This is a genomic window from Prosthecobacter sp. (assembly GCF_044232965.1).
In the GTDB taxonomy this organism is placed as follows: domain Bacteria; phylum Verrucomicrobiota; class Verrucomicrobiia; order Verrucomicrobiales; family Verrucomicrobiaceae; genus Prosthecobacter.
The window spans coordinates 48,998-71,606 of the sequence record NZ_JBIIKX010000004.1 but is presented as its reverse complement, the minus strand read 5'-3'; the positions used below and the strand labels follow the sequence as shown (position 1 = coordinate 71,606).

The following is a 22,609-nucleotide window of genomic DNA, read 5'->3' as shown; positions in this document are numbered from 1 at the left end:
CTCAGGATTGTCCAAAGCCAATGCACGCACCATGCATGTTCAGCCGCGTTGGTTTGTTCATGTTGCCCCGCATGACCAAAACCCTGCTTCTGCTGCTCCCTCTGACGACTTCCGCTCTCGCGGAGCCGGTGAGTTTCAGTCGCGAGGTGCTGCCGCTGCTTTCGGACAACTGCCTCGCTTGCCACGGACAAGATGAAAGCCATCGCAAAGCCGATCTGCGGCTCGATACGCCCGAAGGTGCCCGCGAGGTGCTGAAGTCCGGTGATTTCATCGAACGCATCACCACCGATGATCCCGACGAGATCATGCCGCCGCCGAAGTCTCACAAACCGAAGCTCAAAGCCGAACAGGTGGCTCTTTTGAAGCGCTGGATCAGCGAAGGCGCGGCCTGGGGAAAACATTGGTCCCTCGAAAAGCCCGTCAAAGCGAAGACCGAAGGCCATCCGGTGGATTTCTTCGTGAAGGCACGTCTCGCAAAGGAAGGCCTGAAGATGTCTCCGAAGGCTGCGGAGCATGTTTTGCGCCGCAGGCTCTCGTTTGACCTCACCGGCCTCCCTCCTCATCCGACCGATCAGTCCGATCCGACCGATTTCATCGACAGGCTCCTCAAGTCCCCCCACTACGGCGAACGCATGGCCATGTTCTGGCTCGATGCCGCCCGCTACTCTGACACAGACGGCTTCCAGTCCGATGCCACGCGCACGAACTGGCCTTGGCGGGACTACGTGGTCGAGTCGTTCAATGCGAACAAGCCCTTCGATCAGTTCACGCTGGAGCAGTTCGCGGGGGATTTGCTGCCGAATGCCACGCCGGAGCAAAAACTGGCCACCTGCTTTCATCGCAACCACATGACAAACGGCGAGGGCGGGCGCGACAAAGAAGAAAGCCGCATCGACTACGTCATCGACCGCGTGAACACGATGGGCACGGTGTGGCTCGGGCTCACGCTGGGCTGCACGCAGTGTCACACGCACAAGTTTGATCCCATCTCGCACCACGACTACTACGCGCTGAACGCCTTCTTCAACAGCATCGACGAAGACGGCGCGGCGGGCACGAATGCGAAGCCCTACATGCCCTACCAGTCGCCGAACGCGAAGCGGGCGGTCGAGGAATCGCAAAAGCTCGTCGAGGCACGCAAACCCGTCGAAGCGAAGGCCAAAGCGGACGCGGAGAAGCCCTTCGCGACGTGGTTGGAGGAGCAGAAGAAGCGCATCAAGCCGGATCACAACGCGTGGCAGGTCGTTCTCGGCGCGGTGGAGTCGCAGGAGGGCTCAAAGTTGGCTCAAACGAAGGACGGCATCGTCACCGTGAGCGGCCCAAATCCGAAGCAAGATGACTACCGCCTCATTTCCACCATCAAACTGCCTCGCCTCACCGGATTGAAGCTCGAAGTGCTGCCACAGGACGGCGTGCTCTCCCGAGGCAAAACGGGCGAGTTCATCCTCACGGACATCAAGGTGCAGGTGCGCCGCAAAGGCAGCTCGCAGATCCGCGACATCCTCGTCAAAAGCGCCGTGGCCGACACGAAGGTCGAAGGCAAGGCCCGCGAGTATGGCGATGTGAAAGGCACGCTCGATGACGATCCGCGCAATGGCTGGACCACGAAGGGTTTTCCCAAGGATCAGCCTCACACCGCGCTTTACGGCCTCGCCGAGCCGCTGGTGCTCGAAAGCGATGAAGAGCTGATTTTCGAGCTGCGTCATCGTTCGACGAATGGCGACGCCAACATCGCGAAATTCCGCCTTTCCGCGACCGATCAGCCCGGACCGGCCGTGAGTGAAATCAGGCCCACGCCGCTCGAAAAGCTCGCGAAAGGCCAGATCGACCGCGAGAAGCTGCTCGCGCAGTTTTTGGAGGATTATGAGCCGTATCAACTCGCGAAGGCGTCGCTGGATCGCGCGAATGCGCAGCTCAAGGAGGTGCAGGCCGCTGCGGGCAAATTGAACGTCATGGTGCTCGCCGAACGCAAAGAGCCGCGTGACACGCATGTGCTGCTACGCGGTGTTTGGGACAAAAAGGGCGATGTGGTGCCGCGCGGCGTGCCTGCGGCCATCGCGCCGTGGCCGGAAGGGCTCGCGAAGGATCGCATCGGTCTCGCGAAGTGGATCACATCGAAGGACAACCCGCTCACGGCCCGCGTGTTTGTGAATCAGGTGTGGCAGATGCTCTTCGGTGCCGGTTTGGTCCGCACGCCGGATGATTTCGGCCTCCAAGGCCAGCGCCCTACGCATCCGGAGCTGCTTGATTGGCTCGCGGTGGATTTCATGGAGAATGGCTGGGACGTGAAGCGCCTCATCAAGACCATCGTGACGAGTGAGACGTATCAGCAGAGCTCTGATCGGTCCGATTCGTCTGATCCATCGAATCTGCTGCTCTCACGCGGCCCGCGCTTCCGTCTGCCTGCGTGGATGATTCGTGATGCGGCGCTCGCGTCTTGCGGTTTGCTCAATCCCGCACTCGGCGGCCCGCCGGTGCGGCCGCATCAGCCGGAAGGCGTGTGGGAGGAAATTTTCATGGGCCGCTTCACTTATGAACCGAGCCAAGGCGCGGCGCAGTATCGACGCACGCTGTATGCCTTCTGGCGTCGCAGCATCGCGCCGACCTTCCTCTTTGATAGCGCGCAACGTCGCGTGTGCGAGGTGGCGATGACGCGCACGAACACACCGCTTCAAGCGCTGACCTTGCTCAATGACCAGACCATCATGGAAGCCTCGCAAGCGCTCGCGAAGCGAATGCTGGCCTCGAAAGCCGAAGAACGGCTCCCCATACTCTATCAGGCCGTTTTGAGCCGCGAACCGACCGCGAAGGAGCTTTCGGTGCTTAAGCGCGAGCTGGATCGTGCTTCCACACATTACCGCGAGCATCCCGAAGACGCCCGCAAACTCAAAACAACGCCTGAACTGGCCGCGCATGCGCTCGTGGCCACTTTGGTGCTCAATCTCGATGAAGCCATAACCCATGAATGACTGGCAAAAAGATTGATGGCAAAAATATGGACTGATTCTGAATTTTTTTGCCATCAATCTTTTTGTCAGCCCAATCCAAACCATGACAACCCGCCGCCAATTCCTCACCACCGCCGTGCTTGCGGCTCCGTTCGTTCAAACGCTCGCGAAGACCGCGCCGGAGTTTCACGGCGCGATCGTCGGTCATGGCACGCATCGTTATAGCGTCGATAAGCTGTGGAGCCAGGCGGATGCGGCGAAGACGCCGGTGAAGGATTGCCATGAAATGGTGCAGGTGCCGGATGGTCGTCTGTTTCTGCTTACCAATCACAAACAGAACAACGTGCTCATCTACGACGTGAAGGGCGCGTTGCTCGGCCAATGGACGCTCGGCATGAGCGGCGCACACGGTTTGACCTTTCACGATGGTCATCTCTACATCTGCGAAACCACGGGACGCGTCGTGAAGGTCACGCTCGATGGTCAGATCGTGCTCGAACTGCCGAATCCGACGAAAGAAGGCATCTACAAGCCCAATGAGGCCTATGCGCCCACCGAAAGCGCCGTCGCGCCGAATGGCGACATCTACGTCGCGGATGGTTATGGCTCGCAGTATGTGCTGCGCTTCGACAAGAGCGGGAAATTCATCTCGAAGTTTGGCGGGAAGAGCACGCAGCCGGTGAATCCGGGCAAGTTCATGCAAGCGCATGGTGTCGCCATCGACACACGCGGCGGCGAGCCGCTGCTCGTCGTCACCGAGCGCATCCGCAATGAATTCAACTGGTTCAAGCTCGACGGCACGCACGTGCGCGGCGTGTATCTGCCCGGCGCGTATGTGAGCCGTCCGGTCATCCACGGCACGAACTTGTATTCCGGCGTCTGCTTTGGCGCAAAACCGAACGACTACCGCATGTGGCAGAGCCGAGGCTTTGTCACGATCCTCGATGCGGACGGCAAAGTGATCTCGAATCCCGGCGGTCACGCCCCCGAGTATGAAAACGGCAGCCTCAAGGTGCTGCTGCAAGACCAACCGGTCTTCAACAACTGCCACGACGTCTGCGTGGACACGCAGGGCGACCTGTATGTGTGCCAGTGGAACAGCGGGAATGTGTATCCCTACAAACTGCATCGCGAATCATGATCACGCACTGGCACATCGAACGACGCGGCAGCGTTTTGGAGTGCTCCAGCCCTCTGGAGCTTTCCGCAGGCCAAACGACGCTCGAAAGCGCCGGAGGGCCGGCGCACTTCAGGACGCTGTCGCGAGCAACACCTCTCTATTTATGAGCGAACACTCTTTAAACACCACGCGCCGCTACTTCCTCGGCCAATGCACTGGCGTTTCCGTCGGCGCGATGGCGCTGCATGCGCTCGGGCAGCAGGAAGTGCCTGGATTGCCATCACTGCCGCATTTTGCGCCGAAGGCGAAGCGCGTCATCTTTCTCACGCAATCGGGCGGACCGTCGCAGATCGAGCTTTTCGATCACAAGCCGGGTTTGATGCAATGGGCGGGCAAGGAGCTTCCGGAAAGCGTGCGACAGGGTCAACGGCTCACGACGATGACGGCGAATCAGAAGCAGCTCATCCTGCCAGGCATCACGAAATTCGCGAAGTGCGGCCAGAGTGGCGCGACGATCAGTGAATGGCTGCCGCATTTGCAAGGCGTGGCGGATGACTTGTGCTTCATCAAGTCGATGACGACGGATCAAATCAATCACGCGCCGGCGATGACGCAGTTTTTGACCGGACATCAGCTTCCCGGCCGTCCGAGCATGGGCGCGTGGATCAGCTACGGGCTCGGCAGCGTGAACCGCAACCTGCCGGACTACCTCGTGCTCATTTCGAAGATGCAGCGCCCGAGCGATCAACCGCTCTACGATCACTACTGGGGCAGCGGCTTTCTGCCGTCGCGTTATCAAGGTGTGAAGCTGCGCAACTCGAAGGACCCCGTCTTGTATCTGAGCGATCCCGAGGGGCTGCCGCGTCATCTTCGCCGCGGCATGCTCGACGGGCTCGCGGAGCTCAATCAGATGCGTTTTGAACAAACGTACGATCCGGAGATCACCACGCGCATCCGCCAATATGAAATGGCCTACCGCATGCAGGCCAGCGTGCCGGAACTGACGGATCTCAGCGACGAGCCGGATCATGTGTTCGAGATGTATGGGCCGGACTCGCGTCGTGCGGGCAGTTACGCGGCGAATTGCATCCTCGCGCGACGGCTTGCGGAGCGTGGCGTGCGGTTCATCCAGCTCTTCCATCCCGATTGGGATCATCACAGCCGTCTGCCGAGCTGGTGCACCGCACGTTGTCGCGACACCGACCAGCCTAGCGCGGCGCTGATCAAAGATTTGAAGCAACGCGGCCTGCTCGACGAGACGCTCGTGCTCTGGGGCGGCGAATTCGGTCGCGGCGTGGCCGGACAAGGCAAATGGGACAGCCCCGAGGCCGGGCGCGATCATCATCCGCGCTGCTTCACCATGTGGATGGCCGGCGGCGGCATCAAACCTGGCCTCACCTACGGCGCCACGGACGACTTCAGCTACAACGTGGCCGAGAATCCGGTTCATGTGCGTGACCTGCACGCCACCGTGATGCACCAACTCGGCATCGACCACGAGCGCTTCACGTTCCGCGCCCAGGGGCTCGACTTCAAACTCACCGGCGTGGAGCCCACGAAGGTGGTGAAGAATATTTTGGTGTGAGCCGCATCACGCTGCGGGCAACCGCACGGTGAAGCTGCTCCCGTGGCCGACTTCGCTGCTGACGCTCACGCTGCCGCCGTGAGCTTCGACGAGTGCCTTCACAATGGACAGGCCGAGACCGCTGCCGCCGTGGGTGCGCGAGCGCGCTTTGTCCACGCGGTAGAAGCGCTCGAACAGATGCGGCAGATGCTCTGGAGCAATGCCGCCGCCGGTGTCGATGATCTGGATTTCGATCCACGGTGGTGCCTTGGAGACGCGCACGGTCACGTTTTCACCCGTGGGCGAATACCTCACGGCGTTCTCGACGAGGTTGAAGATCACACGCTCCAGCGCGATGCGGTCGCCATTCACGCTGAGTGGTTCGGTGGTGGTGTCTTCGTGATGAAGCGTGATCCGGCGCTCCGTGGCGAGGTTTTGCAGCCTGGTGACCATGCCTGAGCAAAGCTCGCTCACGTTGACGAGTTCACGCTGCGTGATGGCATCGCCCACATCGACGTGGGCGAGCGCAAGCATGTTTTCCGTGAGGCGGGAGAGGCGTTCGATTTCCTCCTTGTTGCTGACAAGCACCTCGCGGTATTCCTCAGCGGCGCGTGGTTTGCGCAGAGCGACCTCAATCTCGCCACGCAGCACGGTAAGCGGTGTGCGCAGCTCGTGCGAGGCATCCGCGGTGAAGCGCTGCTGCGTGGTGTGCGCGGCTTCGAGACGGTCGAGCAGGTGATTGAAGGATTGGGCGAGCGCGGCCAGTTCCGCGTCATCCGATGGCACAAACAGACGACGCAAACCCAGCTCGGAGCTACTGAGACCACGCGCGGCTTCTTCCAAACTGGAAACGGACCGCAGCCACTGACGGCTCAGATGCCAGGAAGCAACGGCACCTGCGGCCAGCATGGCAGCACCACAACTCGCCAGCCACGCCAGCAACCGGCGCTCGCGTGCCAGCACGTTGTCTAACGGCATCAAGGCCTGCGCGTAGAGCACCACGGGGTCGCCCCACATCTCACGGCGCGGGTGCGTGGCTGCGCGGAAGGCGCGGCCGTCGGCGTAAAGCGTCTCGATCACCGCATTCCCGGCGGGATGTTCGGAACGACGCACCTCATCGCTCAGCGGGATCGTGGTGGCAAGGTTGCTCGACTTGCTCGCAAAAGCACCATCCGCCCTGAAGACTTGCAGCATGAAGTGGCGCTCCTGAATCTGCATGTCCTGCTCGATCCAGGGCTCGATACGGTTCCTTGATGGCGTGACGAAGCGTCCGAGCAGTGTCGCCTTAGTGCGGAGAAAATCGTCCACGTCGTTCATCATGGCCTCGCGCGCCACGAGCCATGTGATGATGCCAAAAGTCACCAACGCCGCCGCCAGAAGCGCCGTGAAGCTCATGAAGAGACGGGTGCGGAGGGATTTCATGACTTTTGCAGCAGGTAGCCCGCGCCACGCACGGTTTGGATGAGCGCGGGAGTAAAGCCACGGTCGATCTTTTCGCGCAGATGGTAAACGGTGACTTCGATGACGTTGCTCGGTGTGTTTGGCAGGTCTTCCCACACGGTTTCCGCCAGTTCGGCGCGCGTCACCACATGCCCGGCGCGCCGCAGCAGATGCGCGAGCACGCCAAATTCCTTGGCCGAGAGCACAACCAACTGGCCGCCACGCGTGACACGCCGCGCACGCACGTCCACCTGCAAGTCGGCGGCGTGGAGCAGCACAGTCTCCTCTGCAATGCTGCGTCGCAGCAGCGCTCGCACGCGGGCGAGCAGCTCGGCGAAGGCGAAGGGCTTCACGAGGTAATCATCCGCCCCGAGATCGAGCCCTTGCACGCGGTCGCCCACACCATCGCGGGCAGTGAGCATAAGCACGCGTGTGGACATAGCGGAAGCACGCAGCTCACGTAGCACGGAGAAGCCGTCGCGCTCTGGCAGCATCACATCGAGAATGATGAGATCAAAACTGCCGGCCTGGGCCTTCTGGAGCCCCGATTCACCATCGAGAGCCGTTTCGACCGTGAACCCTTCCTCACGCAGCCCGCGCTCGATGAAGCGGGCCACTTTGATTTCATCTTCGATGACGAGGAGGCGCATGAAGGCCAAGAAAGGCGGCAATCGGGGTCGAGAAACCCGTTATTTCTTCTCAAGCACCATGAGGAACTGGCCAGCCTGAGTGTTGGTTTGCAGCTTGCTGGGGCGGCTGGAGTTGGGGTTATCGTTCGCAGAGCACCACTTCAGCGTCTTGCCGTCGAGATCGAAGATGCCTTCGTATTTTTTGCCCGAGAACTGGCCTTCCGTGCCGGTGGCGTCGATGCGCTTGCCTGAGATTTTGTAGGTACCCGCGCCCATCTCGCGATTGCCCTGCGGATTGGAGGCGGTGATTTTGTCCTCGGTGATGACAAGGCGGATATCGCCATGCTTCGAACCGTCGCTGTCGGCCATGTAACCGTCCCAGGTGCCGAGCAGTTGTTTCTTCACGTCATCTTTGCTGCTGCTCTCGGTAGAATCGGATTTCTCGACTGATGCGCTGTTGGTTTTGGTGGAACTGCCGGACGGCGCACCGGCTTGCTGCTTGATGAATTCCTGATCCGCCGCACTCAGCCGGGCGATGGGGAACTGGGTCGTCGCGCCATTCGACATGCGCATGACGACGGTCTCACCGTCCACGCGAACGAAATCCGCCTCGACCGAGCGGCCGGAGGAGGCTTCGGTCCAAGTGCGGGCCTGCAGGGTGGAACCGAGAAGAAGACTGACGAGAAGAAGGGTCGTTTTCATGACAGTGAGGCAAAATGCCCCTAGCCACGGGCCGCGATAATGAAAATCATTTCATCTTCACCGCCTCAAGCCGCCAGCGGCACGCCGTAAGGCAACTCGTCGGGGATGGGGGCAAACTCGCGGATCTTGCTCCAGAGGCTGGAGTAGTCCTTGTTCACGTCACCGGAGAGGCAGTCGGTGATTTCATCGCCAGCTTCGGGATACTTCATCACGACCTCCTTGAACGAGAAATTCGGGTTGTAGAAGGCATAGACGAGCTTGCGCATGTTATCGATGCCCTGGCGCATGAGTTCGGCGTAGTTCGCAAAGCGCTGCGGAGACACATCATTGGCGGCAAGCGCCTCATGCACCGCCTCACCGGCCAGCACGCCGCTTTTCAGCGCCAGCATGACGCCGCTGCTGAACACAGGATCAAGGAAGGCAAACGCATCGCCGACGAGCAGCAAGCCGGGAGACGCCCCATACTTGGAATGACGCGAGTACTCGCTGGTGATCCAGTATTCGCCGGTGGAGGCACCCTGGGAGAGGTGATCCGCGATCCATTGGTTCTCGCTGATCTCGCGTTCGAAGATCGCTTTTGGATCCTTCACGCCGTCGCGGCTCAAATACTTGCCCTCGGCCACGACACCCACGCTGACCATGTCGTTGTGCATGGGAATGTGCCAGAACCAGCCCTTGTCCGGCACGAAGGCGATCGTTGTGGCGCCCTCGTCGATGCCGGACTCACGCTTGGATCCTTTGTAGTAGGTCCACACGGCCACCTTGTTCAGATAAGGATCGCCGACGCGCCAGCCCTCGCGCACGGAGGCAAAAGCTTCCTTGCCAGAGGCGTCGATGACGAGCTTGGAGAGCAGGTGCTCCTTGCTGTCATCCTTATTCTGCACGGCGACTCCGATGACCTTGCCGCTGTCGTCCTTGAGAAGCTGCGTGACGGATGTTTCCTCGCGCACTTCCGCGCCTTTGCTCCGCGCATGATTCATGAGCAGCTCATCAAACTCCGAGCGCATCACCTGCCACGTTTGCGCGACGGTTTCGCGGTCGTAGCGGTTATAGAAGTAAAACGGCTGCGAGCGGCGACCGTCTGGCTGTACGAAGCTGACGCTGTACTTTTTGGTGAAGTGTGATTTCTTCATCATCGGGATCAATCCCAGCCGTTCCAGCGGCCCAAAAGTGAAGGGAATCAACGACTCGCCGACGTGATACCGCGGGAACTTCTCGCGCTCAATCACGAGCACCTTGTGGCCGTGTTCGGCAAGGATGGCTGCCGTGCTGGTGCCCGCCGGGCCGCCGCCGATAATGATGACTTCGTGATCGCAATTCATATTCATGACAACGGGAATACGAAGCCAAGCTGTCCGCTGATACTCGTCATCGCCATACCATTTCGGCATCGCTTCCATGCCCGCCCGTGATAAGCCACGTGCAAAACAAAAACTTCCCCTTTCGGGCCGTGTTTGATACAACCCAGCCATGAACACGCTCCACCCCTCCCTGTCTCGTCGTGAAATGATCACCCGCGGCGCGCAAGCCGTCGCCGCAGGCTTCCTCGGCTCCGCCTATGCCGCCGAAACCAAGGCCGCCGCCTCCGAAACGCTTGTCCAGCAGCTCTACGGCAGCATGGACGAGGCCCAGCGCAAGACGCTCTGCTTCGGCTGGAGCGATCCACGCCGACTGAGGGTCGATAACAACTGGCACATCACCCCGCAGAAGATTCGTGACGTGCTCAAAGCCGACCAGCAGGAGCTGGTGCGCGAGATTTTCGACAAGCTGCACAGCGACGAGTACAAATCCGAGGTCTGGCGTCAGTTTGACCAGGACAACAAGGGCGACGGCGGCTTCGGCAGCGCCTCCATCGCGCTTTTTGGCGAACCCGGCACCAGCCAGTTCGAGTTCGTCCTCACCGGCCGCCACTGCACCCGCCGTTGTGATGGCGACAGCGAAAAAGGCGCGGCCTTCGGCGGCCCGATCTTCTACGGCCATGCCGCCCAAGGCTTCAACGAAAAGCCCGATCATCCCGGCAACGCCTACTGGTACCAGGCCAAGCGTGCGAACGAGGTCTTTCAGGCACTCGACGGCAAACAACGCGAAGCAGCCCTCCTCGCCGAATCCCGCGATGAAGATGGTAACGACACCGTGAAACTCACCGGCAAGACCTCGGGTCTCGAAGGCCTCCGCCTTTCCGACATGAGCTCCGACCAGAAAGGCCTCGTCAAAAAAGTCATCGCTGACCTGCTGAAGCCCTTCCGCCAATCCGAGGCCGAGGAATCCATGAAATACATCGAAGCCGGCGGCTTCGACAACCTGCACATGGCCTTCTACAAGAACCAAGACGTCGGCAAGGACGGCGTTTGGGACGTCTGGCAGATCGAAGGCCCGAACATGATCTGGTTCTTCCGCGGCGATCCCCACGTCCACTGCTGGGCACACATCCGCGCGCCAAAGGCGGCGTGATCACTTCGCCATCTTCACCTCACTCAGCAGCTTCAGCGCGACTTCGACGAGCTTCTCGCCGCTGCCTGCCTCGCAACGGGCGCTGACGATCTCATAGTTTCCCTGTGGGTAGGCTTCGCGGTTTGGCACATAGCCGATGCTGCCATTCGCCAGCTCGGCGATGAGCGTGTGCTTGAAGGGGGAGACTTTTTTCAGTGCGAGACCGAGTTCGACGAAAATCTCGCCCGGCAGCGAGACAATCGCCAGTTCGTCGCTGAATGCGATGACCTGCACCTCGGCAAGCAACGGCACATCTTGCTTTGCAACCGTCTCCAGGATGCAAACCGCCTCCGCCATCGGCACCGTGCCGAAGTTCTTGGTGAACATGTTGGCGGCAATGTCTCGGGCCTTGGCGATCTCGGCTTCAGTGTAGGTGCGGCGATTCAGGGTGACCTGTTCGGAGCGAATGCGCGGCTTGAATGTGGCGACCGCCTTCAAGCTCGGCCATGCGGCAGTTGTCGCATCGGCGAGCGAGGTGCCGAGTTCGAGGGTGCTGCGGCGTTTGCCGGCAAAGTAGTCGTTGTGATTGATGTTCCCGCAGCAGCCGTTGGCGAAGACGGAGATCATGCCGGGGCCATGGCGTTCACTGACGAGCTTGGTGAAAACACCGGGATAATCCGCGGAGATCTTCACACCACCACCCACGGAGGTCGGATGCATGGCGAAGTTGAGCAACGAGGCCAGCGGCGTGGCATCCGCGCCCGCACCATGAAACGCCACCACGCCCACCTCGGGATCCACCGGCCCCGCAGGCCTGTCGGTGGCCGGATTGAACTTCTGCGGCTGCCAAAGGGCTTCTTTCACTCCCTCACGCAGCACACGGCGGTTGAAGCTGATGCCCTCGGCTTTTCCTGTCGCCACCGAGACCTTGGCCGGAGCCAGTTTGACCTTCGCCTCCTTCACCGACTGGGCGATGAGGCCGGGCAAAGCGCTGATGTAGGCCACACCGGGTGGTGAGTTCACCTTCGTAAGGTCATCCATGAGCGAGCCGCGCGGCTGCTGCGGCCCGGTGTGCGTGTGCGTGCCGGAAATCATGACGTGATCACCCTCAATGCCGCATTGCTCCTGAATCGCCTGGCGTGCCGCCGCCGCGACGGGCCGCACCGTGCCGGAGAGATCAAGCACGACGATCACGGCATGCGTGCCGTCCTTTTCGACGACGATGGTCTTCGCAAACAGCGGATCAAGCACCCCTGCGGAGCCACGGAAGCGGTAGAAGCCGCCCAGCGGCGTGCCGTCCTTCGGTGTGATGTCCACCTGCGCCGCGCCGACGCGGAAGTCACCGGCTTGAGCAGACAGGGTAACGAAGAAAAGGCAGAAAAGCAGCCGTGTGATCATGGTGAGGATACGCCACGCTTGAAAGACTCCCTTCACTGCGCCGATCTGTTTTCATGTCAGTTTTGGATCGATTCAATCTCACCGGACGCCGTGCCTTGATCACTGGCGGCTCACGCGGGCTTGGTTTGGAAATGGCGCGTGCGCTTGGCGAGGCGGGTGCCCAGGTCATCATTGCCGGGTCAAACGCCGAACATCTGCACAGGGCCTGTGAGGAGCTGTGCAGCGAGGATTTGCACGTCACCTCGGTTCAAGCCGATCTCTCAAAGCCCGAGGAAGCCGAGCGTCTCTGCGATGTCGTGCTCAAGGATCATGCGCCCATCGACATCCTCATCAACAACGTCGGCGGTCGTCGCATCAACACGCCCACCGAGGATCTCGCGCTCGAAGACTGGCAGCGCATCCTCGATCTGAACCTCACGCAGGCCTTCATCCTCACCAAACGCCTCGGTGGTGCGATGATCCCGCGAAAATGGGGCCGCATTATCAACATCTCCTCCATCAACGCTCTCTGGCCCGGCAAGGCGATGCGTGGACGCAGCTACGAAACCTCGAAAGGTGCGCTCACGATGTTCACGAAGGCCGTGGCCGCCGACTGGGCCGTGCATGGCATCACCGTGAATGCCATCGCGCCAGGGCCGTTTTTAACCGATGCGAATCGCCGCTGGATCGGGGAGAAGCCCGAGTTTGAAGGCGAAGTCGCCGACAGCATTCCCATGGGCCGCTGGGGCAGCCCAGAAGAGATCGGCCCGCTCGCCCTCTATCTCGCCAGCGAGGCCAGCAGCTACATGACGGGCAGTGTGCTTGTGATTGATGGTGGCAAGCTGCTGTGGTGATGGCTTAACCAAACGAAAGCAGACTTGCGTTTGGTTTAACTAAACGCCAATGTGATGGCGTATGGTTAAGAGGCGCTTCTGGCTCGACTGCATCGAAAAGCAGTGGAAGACGCGGCCCGTTTTATGGCTGCGCGGGGTGAGGCGTGCCGGGAAGACCTCGCTGGCACAATCGCTGGATGGCGTGGAGTATTTCGACTGCGAGCTACCGAGGGTGCGCCGGGCGATGGAGGATCCAGAAGCATTTTTGAAGGGAATGAAGGGCCGGCGCATCGTGCTGGACGAGGTACACCGGCTTCCCAATCCCTCCGAGCTGCTGAAAATCGCGGCGGATCATTTTCCGGGCACACGCGTGCTGGCGACGGGCTCCTCCACGCTTGGGGCGAGCAGCCGTTTCCGCGACACGCTGGCTGGGCGGAAGACCGAGCTGTGGCTCACACCGATGATCGAGGCGGACTTGGAAGATTTCGACAGCGGTGATTTGAACCAGCGCCTGCTGCACGGCGGATTGCCGCCGTTCTTCCTCTCGCCGGAGCCGCCGGAGCGCGATTTCCAGGAGTGGATGGACGCTTACTGGGCCAAGGACATCCAGGAACTCTTCCGGTTGGAGAAGCGGGTGTCGTTTCAGAAATTTGTGGAGCTGCTCATCGCGCAGAGCAGCGGCATTTTTGAGGCGACGAAGTTTGCCGCGCCCTGCGAGGTGGCGCGCCAGACGATCATGAACTACCTCGGCGTGCTGGAGGCCACGTCGGTGGCGCTGGTGCTGCGCCCGTTCAGCACGCGGCTGGCAAACGAGATCGTGGCCGCACCGAAGGTGTATGGCTTTGACACCGGCTTCGTCTGCGCTCACCGCGGCTGGAGCGAGCTGCGCAGTGATGACCGCGGCCGACTGTGGGAGCATTATGTGCTGAACGAAATGAGCGCCCGCGTGCCGCTCTCCAGCCTGCACTACTGGCGGGACAAGCAGGGGCACGAGATCGACTTCATCTGGCAGCCGCGCGGCAAAACGGTGACGGCCATCGAGTGCAAGTGGTCGGCGAAGGATTTTGATCCCTCCAACTTCCAGATTTTCGCGAAATCCTATCCGAAGGCCGCGTTGGTCGTCGTCGCCACAGACGCGAAACCAGCCTTCACCCGCGAGTATTCAGGTGTGAAGGTGGAATTCATCACCCTAAACACGCTGATTGAGCGAATCACCACAAAATGATGCCAGACATGCCTGCCAAACCTTCCCACGAACTTCGCGGCGTTCTGCCCGTTTTCCAGACGCCCTGGCATAACGATGAAACACTCGACCTCGAAACGCTCGAACGAGAGATCGCCTGGCTTTATGACTGCGGTGCGAACGGCATCGTGATGGCGATGGTGTCCGAGACATTGCGCCTCGACAGCGAGGAACGCGAGGAACTCGCCGCCGCAGCGTGCCGTTTCGGCAAAGATCGCGGTGTGGTCGTCATCAGCGTCGGCGCAGAGTCATCCAAAGTGGCCGAGCGTTATGCCAAACACGCCGAAAGCGTCGGCGCGAACGCGGTAATGGCGATTCCGCCGGTTTCGATAGGCATCGGTGAAAGCGAGCTGCTCGCGTATTACACGCGCATTATTGAGGCGATCCAGATTCCTGTCATCGTGCAGGACGCCAGCGGCTACGTCGGCAAACCGATGCCCATTGCGATGCAGGCACGGCTGCTGGACGAGTTCGGACCGGACCGTGTGCAGTACAAACCGGAGGCGAGTCCTATCGGCCCGAAGCTCAGTGAGCTGCGGGATGCGACGAAGGGCCGTGCTCGTGTCTTTGAAGGCACTGGCGGCATTGCGCTCGTCGATTCGTTCAAACGCGGCGTGGTGGGCACGATGCCGGGCGCGGACCTCATTCGCGGCCTCGTTCCGCTGTGGAATGCACTCGAAGCTGGCGATGCCGAAAAGGCAGATCGCATCCACGGACCGCTTTCGGCGCTGATTTCGATGCAGACAAGCCTCGACGGCTTCTTGGCAGTGGAGAAGCATCTGCTCGTCCGCCAGGGCATCTTCAAGAACACACTCGTACGCGGCCCCGTTGGCTTCAAACTCGACGCAGAGACAACCCGTGAGGTGGAGCGGCAGTTTGATCGCATGATTGCAGCAGCCCAATGATTTGAAGCCATGATCATCGACGTCCACTCCCACGCCTGGAACTTTCCCGCTGACTTTTCGGACGATTTCATCACGCAGGCAGGTCGCGCGCGGCCTGGGGTGAAGGTGGACATGAGCGCGACGTATGAGGCCTATCGCGCATCAGCCCCGGAGGACACGACGACGATCGTCTTCGGCGGCAAAGCGAAGCTGAGCGGCCTGTGGGTCGATGACAAGACCATCGCCGAATACGTGGCACGGGATGCGAAGCGGCTGATTGGCTTCATGTCGATAGATCCCACTCAGGAAGGCTGGGAGCGAGAATTGCGCGTGGGACATGAAGAACTTGGCCTGCGCGGCATCAAGCTGCTGCCGATGTATGCGGGTTTCAGCCCCGATGATCCGAAGCTGGAGCCGCTGTGGCAGTATGCGGAGAAAAACGGCCTGCCGGTGCTGCTGCATATGGGCACCACGTTCATCGCCCAGGCACCGCTGGCCTTCACACTGCCGCGATTGATCGAGCCGGTGGCGCTGAAGCATCCCGGCGTGAAGATCATCCTCGCGCACCTCGGGCACCCGTATGAGGGCGAGTGCATCGTGACCATCCGGAAGCACGAGAACGTCTTCGCCGATGTCAGTGCGCTTCATTATCGCCCGTGGCAGCTCTACAATTCTCTGATGCTCGCGCAGGAATACGGCGTGTGGCACAAGCTGCTCTTCGGTACCGACTTCCCCTTCACCACGGTGAACGCGAGCATCGAAGGCATCCGCAAACTCAACGACATGCTGGAGGGCGCGAAGCTGCCGCGTCTGGATGTGAATCAGGTCGAGGCGATGATTCACCGCGACTCGCTAAAGCTGCTCGGGCTTACTCGAACTTGATCGAGTAAACATCCGCGTCCTTCAGCACGAAGCGCAGCTTCACGACCTTTCCGGCGAGCGAACTGACATCGGTGCCGTTTTTCCAGACCACGGTGCGTTCGAGAGAATCGCCGAAGTGCTCTTCACTGTCGCTTAAAGCGAAGCCGGGCAGCGGTTTGCCGTTCGCGTCCTGGATTTCGACCTTCACGCCACCGGCGGCCGAGGTAGCGAAGTTCATCGTGAGGGTTTTGCCGGTGAAGGTGATCGTTTTGGTGATCAGTTCGCCGCCCTTCATCGGCGCATGGATGGAGACAAAGCCATCGAGGCGCATTGTGTAGCGGCGGAGCTGGCTGCTGTTGCCTGTCCAGTAGCTCTCGGTGGCGTAGAGGCTGAGTTCGTTCGGTGCGCCTTCGAGGGCAGACTTTGTCTCCACGGGATGCCAGGCGATGTATTGATGGCCGTAGTTCCAGGTGCCGGGTCGCTCGATGCCGGGCGGGAGGAAGGCCTCGTTCCATCGCTTGAAGGTCACGCCATCACGGCTGGCCATGAAGAGTCCTTCGGTGACGACCATGCCATAGCGGTCGCTGGCCTTTGAGCGCCACTCGCGGTGCTCGCGTTCCGGCAGCGCCCGCATGCTCTCGGACCAGCCGCGTTCGAGGTAGCGCGTGGGAAAGCCGAGCAGCAGATGTGGGGCGCGTGCATAGGGCTTCACTTGGTTCGTGTAGAGCTGCTCGCTGGGTGAGTCGGTGTAGCTTAAGTCGTGCTGACTCTCCCAATGGATGAAGTCTTTCGACGTGGCCGTGCGGATGGCGCGATCGCCGGAGGGCTTCCAGTTCTTCTCATCGGTCGTGCCCTCGGTGAAGTAGCGCCAGTAGGCGCGGTATTGGCCGCTGTGCGCATCCCAGAAGGCGAGGTTTTGCGAATCAAAGGCCCCATCCGTGATCACCGGCGCATCCGCCATCGGCGACCAGCGGAGGCCGTCGGGCGATTTCAGCGCGAGGAGGCCTTTCGGCGAGTTCGAGCGCACGATGGCCTTGTATCTAGCTTCGGGCGGCGCGGACGGGTTGTCGTCTTTGAAGACCGCCGGATGACCGCCGTCGGGATTCACCTTCCCCATCTTGCCATGCGGGATGACGATGTTGTTCGCCTTCGAGCCTTTGAACTCATGCAGGCCGAGCTCTGGTTTCCGCCAATGAATGCCGTCATCGCTCTCAGCGTAGCAGGTGAAGAGAGGATGCTCGCCCGTGTTCACCTTCCCCGGCGCGGTGACGGTGAGCTGCCAGGACTTGTAATACATGCGGTATTTGTCGCCGTCCTTGAAGACGCTGTGGTAGCCGCTGCCGCTGCCCTCCCAGGGCAAATCATGCGTGATGGCAATCTCCTGCGGCTGCGGGTGATGCAGGCGCTGCTCGGCCTTGCCGGTCATCTTTTCGATCAAAAAATCATCCACGAACAACTCACGGCGAGAGCCGATGGCGATGGGATCGGCGGAGAGCGATGAAACGGTCAGGAGAGCAAGGAGGAGGTGCTTCATGACAGGACTACGCAGACAGATGGTAAAATAATGACAGGTAAAATGATGTTCTGAAGGAATCCGCCTCTGCAATCATTTTACCCTTCATCATTCTACCCGCCTCATGCTCGCCCTTTCCCGCACCGAAGACCCCACGCCGCAAAGCCGCTGCCGTTTTGCTTTGAAGTGGTGCGACATCACACCGCCTGCGGACATCTACCACCGCATGTGGGGTGCAGCGAAGCATGAACGCGCCACGGGCATCCACCGGCCGCTGCGGGCCACCGTGACCGTCTTTGCGCCAATGGAAGGCAGCGAGCGGCAGATCCTGCTCGCGCTCGACCATTGCGTGATGGGAGCCACCGAGCATGCGAATCTCGTCGCGCAGGCCGCGGAGATCGGCGGCGTGGGCAAGGAGGAGATTCTCGTCGTCTTCTCACACACGCATGGCGCGGGCTTGATGGGCCTCGATCGGGCCAATCTGCCCGGCGGTGATCTCATTCCGCCTTATTTGCAGTCGCTCGGAGAGAAAGCGGGCGCTTTGATCCGCGACGCCATCGCCTCGCTGAAGCCCGCAGGCATCGTGTATGGCCGTGGAAAGTGCTCGCTGGCCACGCATCGCGATTTTTGGGACGGGAAGCAGTTCGTCTGCGGTCACAATCCCGGTGTACCTGCCGACGACACCTTCATCGTCGCCCGCGTGACCGATGATGCGGGCCAAATGCTCGCCAGCATCGTGAACTACGCCTGCCATCCCACCACCCTCGCATGGGAAAACACACTCATCAGCCCCGACTACATCGGCGCGATGCGTGAACTCGTCGAACGCGACACCGGCGCTCCCTGCCTCTTCCTCCAAGGTGCCAGCGGCGAACTCGGCCCGCGCGAAGGCTTCGTTGGCGACACCGCCGTGGCGGATCGAAACGGCCGCGAACTCGGTTATGCCGCTCTTTCGGCCCTCACCGCCCTTCCCGCCGCTGGGACGATTTTTGTCTATACCGGCCCCGTCGTCTCCGGTGCCACGCTCGGCTCGTGGAAGCATCAAAGCATCGATCTCGCCGAAAAAGCCACCTGGAAGCTCCAGCGCTGGCACGAGCCGCTGCGCTATCGCCCGGGCCAGCCAACGATCGAGCAAACCCAGGCCGAACTCGATCAATTCAAGTCCGACGAAGCCGCCGCCCGCGCCGCTGGCGATGAATCCCGCGCCGCCGACTGCCGCGCCATGGCCGAACGCAAAACCCGACTCCTCCATCGCCTCCACCAGCTCCCCCACGGCGAAACCTATCCGCTCCAAGTCGTCCTCTGGCATCTCGGCGATGCCATCTGGCTCGGCGTCCAAGGTGAAAGCTACTCCCTCCTCCAAACCGAACTCCGCCGCCGCTTCCCCGACAAAATCATCCTCATCGCCACCATCGCCGCCGACTGGGGTGCCAGCTATCTCCCGCCGCGTGAGCTTTACGACACCGGCATCTATCAAGAGACCATCGCCGTCGTCGCCCCAGGGAGTTTGGAGCAGTTGATTGAGGCGATTTCTTCCCGGATGGCCTAGCACCACTCCAGCACCAGAGTCCATAACGCCTGGCATCTTTTTTGATGGCAGGCGAGGCGATGATGTGACCGGACCACAGGCTGTCGGAGACGGGGCGCTGGTGGGAAGCGTTTCGCAGCCGAACACGCCTCAAAAGGTGTTGCGGCCAGAGCGTTCGGCTGGAAACTCTCAAACTCATGGCGGCACTCGAACTGAAAAATCTAGGCTCCCTATCCTTTGAACCCACTGGTTTGGAGCATGACAGTTTTAACGGTTGGACCATGCGAAGCTCCGTTAAGGTAGCTTTGCGCTCATCCAATGTTTATCTGGGCCAGCTCATGAGCGGGCCGAGCATGAGGAATGAAATCAAGCAGTTTGTAGAAGAGAGGCTCGGCTCTTGCGCTTATGAACCGCAATATGACGGCGATCCCCCTTGTTCGAGCATGTCTCTGCATTTGTTGCGCCAGAACGGCCTTGTCCGCATCTCTTTTTGGCATCAATGCTATTGCTGCTTGGAGGATGAATCATCTTGGATGCATGAGGTCAATGAAGCATTGAAGGCCAGCTCAAGTCTTGGCCTGCGCTGCCAGTCATCTATCGAGAGAATGGATCACCTGATGATGATTACCAGTTGGTTCAGGTTTGTGGTTGAGCAAGATCTCGCGGACAAGTTTCTCACGGACCTCCTCATCGAATTGGATGAACAGACTGAGAAGTAGTTCATCGGAGCCCCTCATTGACATCGGACGCTGCCTGCGATGGCAGCACCGAAAGCCGAGATCGGCTGGGACAAAAGCGATTTGCAGGCGAGAGCCGCAAAGACGCAGGGCATTCTCGCTAGTTTTTCCACGCGGGCCAAAAGCACGCTGGGCCGTGCACTAAATGGCTGGCATTTTTTCCATGACGGCGGCAACAACTAAACGCCAAGCCTTTGAGTCTGCGTCACGCAAGCCCCTGACTTTCTGGTCCGCGTATTCGACGAAGTTGAACAGTGCCGCCAAGCAGTCTTCTGGTGCTCCAGAGACTTGCGCGATGTGTTCTTTCACTTTCGGCAGAACTGATGCTGCGGCCTGTTTGAATCTATCGTCAACAATTTCAGCATTGATGGACAGGGGGATGCCGAGGTGTTCAGAGAGAGCAATGACGATGTATAGCGGAATATCTGATTCATGAAAACCGGGGTAGGTTGCGGCTCCGCCAAGCCGATGGAACCAGTCACCAAGAACCGACAGCGCATGCCAAAGTGCTCTCTGATTTGAGTCCTTCATTTTTGATTAGGAGAAGGGTCTGGTGCTGGAGAAATCAAGCGCCGATTCAGCTAGTGGCTTGCCGCCGACTGGCTCCAAGGTCATATCAGGCATCGTTTTGACTGGTGGTGTGATCACAGGCGCTCAAACCAGATATAGTTGAACTCAGCATCACCCGTTTCAGCCAAGGTTACCTTGGTGGAGGTTGATGCACACTCGATTGAGGCTAAAGTGTAAATGTTACTTAGTATCAGAAGTTTGCGAGCATACTCAGGCGGATCGACGATAGACGCAGATCCAGCCGCGCTAAAACGTAGTTTTTCTCCCGGACTCGGCCACTTCGGTCGCTCCAACGGTGCAGCAACCGAGTATTCTGACGGCGCGAGTGCTATTATTTGAGCGCTGGTGATCACAAACTCTGAACGAGACTCCGAAGCCAGAAGACTCAACGCTACTGCTTGTCTGTAATCTCGATTCATTGCAGGCCATCCTCGAATGCGACCATAGCTTGGAACATCGGGCTCGAAAACGCGATCAATGAGTTCGGCTGCTATAAGATCTGAAGAGGTGCTTTCTGGCCCCCAATCAGCATCAAGGTCGATACCACGCTCATTGCTGGTTGGTCCAAGCACCAGCCAGGGGCAGCCGTTAATGGTGACTTCACGTCTGGCGCTGCTGAGCCTACGAAAATGAAACACGAGGCTGGGTTCTTGGGGCGTAATGGTCATTGGTTCAGTTCTTTTCCGAATAAACTATTCTGCGAATAAGCAGGGGATGTCCGTGTTTTGAATTCCAGCGCTTTTTGAAAGTCTCCAAGTGTGCGGCTAAGTGCTCCTCTCAAAAAATCCCCCACTTCTTCCGCTTCAGTCGGTGTTTAGCGAAAATTGCCTCGGCTAGTTTGAGGTTTGCATCAGTTAACACCGGGACGCAGTTGGCAATTTCCATTGATGCCTCCAGGGGATGCGTATCTCCCGTGATGTGTCTAGCTACTTTCGCGGCAAAGTTAAACACTGCCTGGCTTGCTTCAAGACCAGCCCATTCTTCTATCATTTGCCAGCCATCTTGCGCCGCCGAACCAAAAAGCAGAGCACTCATTTCCTGCGCGAAGATTTTTTGTTCCTCGGGTTTTAACGAGCTTTTCTCCTTGGCACATTGAAGTGCATTCATCATGAACCAAGCGCCTATTGCTATAGATGCCTCGCCCCCTGGTTCAGCGTAACCATCCGGGAGTGTGAAATCAACAACACGTTCATTCATGGCTCCGAACCACGCTAACGATACCTCCGCCGCTTCTTGGCAAAGCTCCTCAGCTACGGCAGACAGTTGATGACTCATAGTGGATTATTGGGTTTGGGAATGGTGAAGTCAATATTATGCCTCAGCAAGCTGATTGGCGGCACCTTCTGGGCATTCTCCTTTGGTGGCTACGAGGGCTAGATGCTTGGCATTTTCAGTGAAACAAATCTGAATGCTGGGGGCTGATACTTTATTCCCGCAGCTTCAAGGCGGCGACACGAAGAAGCGGATGAAGCCTTTTTTGCGCAGTCCAGACTCCAGCACTCGATCTCCGGTCCAAAGCTCTGCGTCCTGGTCCAGGGCGAGCGCGACATAGGCGGTGTCGTTCTCGTCCACATCACGACAGAGACGCCATGCTTCGATCCAGCTTCCCAGGCGAATGCTGTCCTCGTCGATAAACTCAATTCTCTCGAGAATGCTATGCAGCAGAGAGAGAAGCTCTGGCTCGGAAAGACCGCTGGCATCGGCGATGCGCTCCTTGTGTTTGAAGATTTCTACGAAGACGTATTTCGAGCAAATAACCGGGTCTTCGGCAGCGAGTTAAACGCGCGGCGGAGTTGGTGATTCGCAGCGATTAGCTCCGAAAAGATGCGGTTCGCATCAATGACGACGCATGGGCTCATGCCGCAGCGATCTGGGAGAGAATGCGCTGCCTGTTGTTCGACCACCAAGAGGCGTCCACCTCGTCGGCGAGCCGGTCAGCGTCCTGCTGGGTGAAGCGGCTCTGGCGCGCTGCCCACTCGGCTTTGACAAAAGCGACGAAGCTGGCCTGCTCGCTGTGCGGAAGCGCTTCTTCCGGGAAAGAGAAGACGATGCGTCCATCGGCGTGGAGAGTGTTCAAGGTGGCAGCCATGGTGCGGAGTTTCGTTTCCAGCGGATGATTTTCAAGATCGAGTTCGTGTTGTCGAGGATTGAGATCAATCCGAACTGTTACAACCGTTTGAACCATGCCGTGCCCCTGATCAACGCGTAAAGGATTGATCAGCGGTTCCAA

Annotated in this window: 21 protein-coding genes; 10 read left to right on the top strand and 11 right to left on the bottom strand. The window is 59.6% G+C overall.

The genetic code is table 11. The features are described from left to right. Positions 1–71: 71 nt before the first annotated feature. From ACILSI_RS02990 to ACILSI_RS02980, 3 genes are all read left to right on the top strand, one after another. Complete coding sequence (locus tag ACILSI_RS02990; RefSeq protein WP_395720354.1) at positions 72–2,969, top strand: PSD1 and planctomycete cytochrome C domain-containing protein; 2,898 nt, start codon at positions 72–74, stop codon at positions 2,967–2,969. An 82-nt stretch (positions 2,970–3,051) separates the two neighbouring features. Further along, complete coding sequence (locus tag ACILSI_RS02985) at positions 3,052–4,089, top strand: 6-bladed beta-propeller (protein WP_395720353.1); 1,038 nt, start codon at positions 3,052–3,054, stop codon at positions 4,087–4,089. Positions 4,090–4,231: 142 nt separating this feature from the next. Beyond that, entirely contained in the window at positions 4,232–5,653 is a 1,422-nt protein-coding gene (locus tag ACILSI_RS02980; RefSeq protein WP_395720352.1) for a DUF1501 domain-containing protein, read from the top strand. Positions 5,654–5,659: 6 nt separating this feature from the next. Here the strand turns inward: ACILSI_RS02980 and ACILSI_RS02975 are convergent, their stop codons facing one another. The 4 genes from ACILSI_RS02975 to ACILSI_RS02960 all read right to left on the bottom strand — a co-directional run bounded on the left by ACILSI_RS02975 (position 5,660) and on the right by ACILSI_RS02960 (position 9,731). Further along, positions 5,660–7,054 carry a sensor histidine kinase gene (locus ACILSI_RS02975; protein WP_395720351.1) on the bottom strand — a complete coding sequence of 465 codons (1,395 nt, stop codon included), beginning with the start codon at positions 7,052–7,054 and terminating at the stop codon, positions 5,660–5,662. Then, the gene (locus tag ACILSI_RS02970) at positions 7,051–7,722 is read right to left on the bottom strand and encodes a response regulator (protein WP_395720350.1); all 672 of its coding nucleotides are present in this window, start codon (positions 7,720–7,722) and stop codon (positions 7,051–7,053) included. The genes ACILSI_RS02975 and ACILSI_RS02970 overlap by 4 nt, the downstream gene beginning before the upstream one ends. 39 nt (positions 7,723–7,761) lie before the next feature. Beyond that, positions 7,762–8,403 carry an SHD1 domain-containing protein gene (locus ACILSI_RS02965; protein ID WP_395720349.1) on the bottom strand — a complete coding sequence of 214 codons (642 nt, stop codon included), beginning with the start codon at positions 8,401–8,403 and terminating at the stop codon, positions 7,762–7,764. A gap of 65 nt (positions 8,404–8,468) precedes the next feature. Beyond that, positions 8,469–9,731, bottom strand: a complete 1,263-nt coding sequence (locus ACILSI_RS02960) for an NAD(P)/FAD-dependent oxidoreductase (RefSeq protein WP_395720348.1) — start codon at positions 9,729–9,731, stop codon at positions 8,469–8,471. Positions 9,732–9,873: 142 nt separating this feature from the next. Between ACILSI_RS02960 and ACILSI_RS02955 the strand changes: the two genes are divergently transcribed. Further along, positions 9,874–10,854, top strand: a complete 981-nt coding sequence (locus ACILSI_RS02955; protein ID WP_395720347.1) for a DUF3500 domain-containing protein — start codon at positions 9,874–9,876, stop codon at positions 10,852–10,854. On the opposite strand, the gene ACILSI_RS02950 is transcribed toward ACILSI_RS02955, so the two are convergent. Then, positions 10,855–12,231, bottom strand: coding sequence for a neutral/alkaline non-lysosomal ceramidase N-terminal domain-containing protein (locus ACILSI_RS02950; RefSeq protein WP_395720346.1), 1,377 nt, complete (start codon positions 12,229–12,231; stop codon positions 10,855–10,857). 53 nt (positions 12,232–12,284) lie between these two features. Here ACILSI_RS02950 and ACILSI_RS02945 point away from each other — a divergent pair, with 53 nt between their 5' ends. The 4 genes from ACILSI_RS02945 to ACILSI_RS02930 all read left to right on the top strand — a co-directional run bounded on the left by ACILSI_RS02945 (position 12,285) and on the right by ACILSI_RS02930 (position 16,052). Next, positions 12,285–13,064 (top strand): SDR family NAD(P)-dependent oxidoreductase, encoded by a 780-nt coding sequence (locus tag ACILSI_RS02945; RefSeq protein ID WP_395720345.1) that lies wholly within the window; start codon positions 12,285–12,287, stop codon positions 13,062–13,064. Positions 13,065–13,125: 61 nt separating this feature from the next. Beyond that, positions 13,126–14,268: an ATP-binding protein gene (locus tag ACILSI_RS02940; protein WP_395720344.1), complete on the top strand. Its 1,143-nt coding sequence runs from the start codon at positions 13,126–13,128 to the stop codon at positions 14,266–14,268. 8 nt (positions 14,269–14,276) lie between these two features. Beyond that, positions 14,277–15,191 carry a dihydrodipicolinate synthase family protein gene (locus ACILSI_RS02935; protein ID WP_395720343.1) on the top strand — a complete coding sequence of 305 codons (915 nt, stop codon included), beginning with the start codon at positions 14,277–14,279 and terminating at the stop codon, positions 15,189–15,191. A 9-nt stretch (positions 15,192–15,200) separates the two neighbouring features. After that, positions 15,201–16,052 carry an amidohydrolase family protein gene (locus ACILSI_RS02930; RefSeq protein WP_395720342.1) on the top strand — a complete coding sequence of 284 codons (852 nt, stop codon included), beginning with the start codon at positions 15,201–15,203 and terminating at the stop codon, positions 16,050–16,052. Here the strand turns inward: ACILSI_RS02930 and ACILSI_RS02925 are convergent. Then, positions 16,039–17,565: a hypothetical protein gene (locus ACILSI_RS02925; RefSeq protein WP_395720341.1), complete on the bottom strand. Its 1,527-nt coding sequence runs from the start codon at positions 17,563–17,565 to the stop codon at positions 16,039–16,041. The two genes, ACILSI_RS02930 and ACILSI_RS02925, sit on opposite strands and share 14 nt — an antisense overlap. A gap of 103 nt (positions 17,566–17,668) precedes the next feature. On the opposite strand from ACILSI_RS02925, the gene ACILSI_RS02920 reads away from it, so the two are divergent. Next, complete coding sequence (locus ACILSI_RS02920) at positions 17,669–19,093, top strand: hypothetical protein (protein ID WP_395720340.1); 1,425 nt, start codon at positions 17,669–17,671, stop codon at positions 19,091–19,093. Positions 19,094–19,269: 176 nt separating this feature from the next. Further along, positions 19,270–19,791 carry a hypothetical protein gene (locus tag ACILSI_RS02915; RefSeq protein WP_395720339.1) on the top strand — a complete coding sequence of 174 codons (522 nt, stop codon included), beginning with the start codon at positions 19,270–19,272 and terminating at the stop codon, positions 19,789–19,791. Between the two features lie 159 nt (positions 19,792–19,950). On the opposite strand, the gene ACILSI_RS02910 is transcribed toward ACILSI_RS02915, so the two are convergent. The 5 genes from ACILSI_RS02910 to ACILSI_RS02890 form a co-directional block, all read right to left on the bottom strand. Then, positions 19,951–20,340 (bottom strand): hypothetical protein, encoded by a 390-nt coding sequence (locus tag ACILSI_RS02910; protein WP_395720338.1) that lies wholly within the window; start codon positions 20,338–20,340, stop codon positions 19,951–19,953. Between the two features lie 113 nt (positions 20,341–20,453). Continuing rightward, positions 20,454–21,047 carry a hypothetical protein gene (locus ACILSI_RS02905; RefSeq protein ID WP_395720337.1) on the bottom strand — a complete coding sequence of 198 codons (594 nt, stop codon included), beginning with the start codon at positions 21,045–21,047 and terminating at the stop codon, positions 20,454–20,456. A 109-nt stretch (positions 21,048–21,156) separates the two neighbouring features. Further along, positions 21,157–21,654 (bottom strand): hypothetical protein, encoded by a 498-nt coding sequence (locus ACILSI_RS02900; protein ID WP_395720336.1) that lies wholly within the window; start codon positions 21,652–21,654, stop codon positions 21,157–21,159. 165 nt (positions 21,655–21,819) lie between these two features. Continuing rightward, positions 21,820–22,134, bottom strand: a complete 315-nt coding sequence (locus ACILSI_RS02895) for a PIN domain-containing protein (RefSeq protein ID WP_395720451.1) — start codon at positions 22,132–22,134, stop codon at positions 21,820–21,822. A gap of 100 nt (positions 22,135–22,234) precedes the next feature. Next, the gene (locus ACILSI_RS02890; protein WP_395720335.1) at positions 22,235–22,609 is read right to left on the bottom strand and encodes a hypothetical protein; all 375 of its coding nucleotides are present in this window, start codon (positions 22,607–22,609) and stop codon (positions 22,235–22,237) included.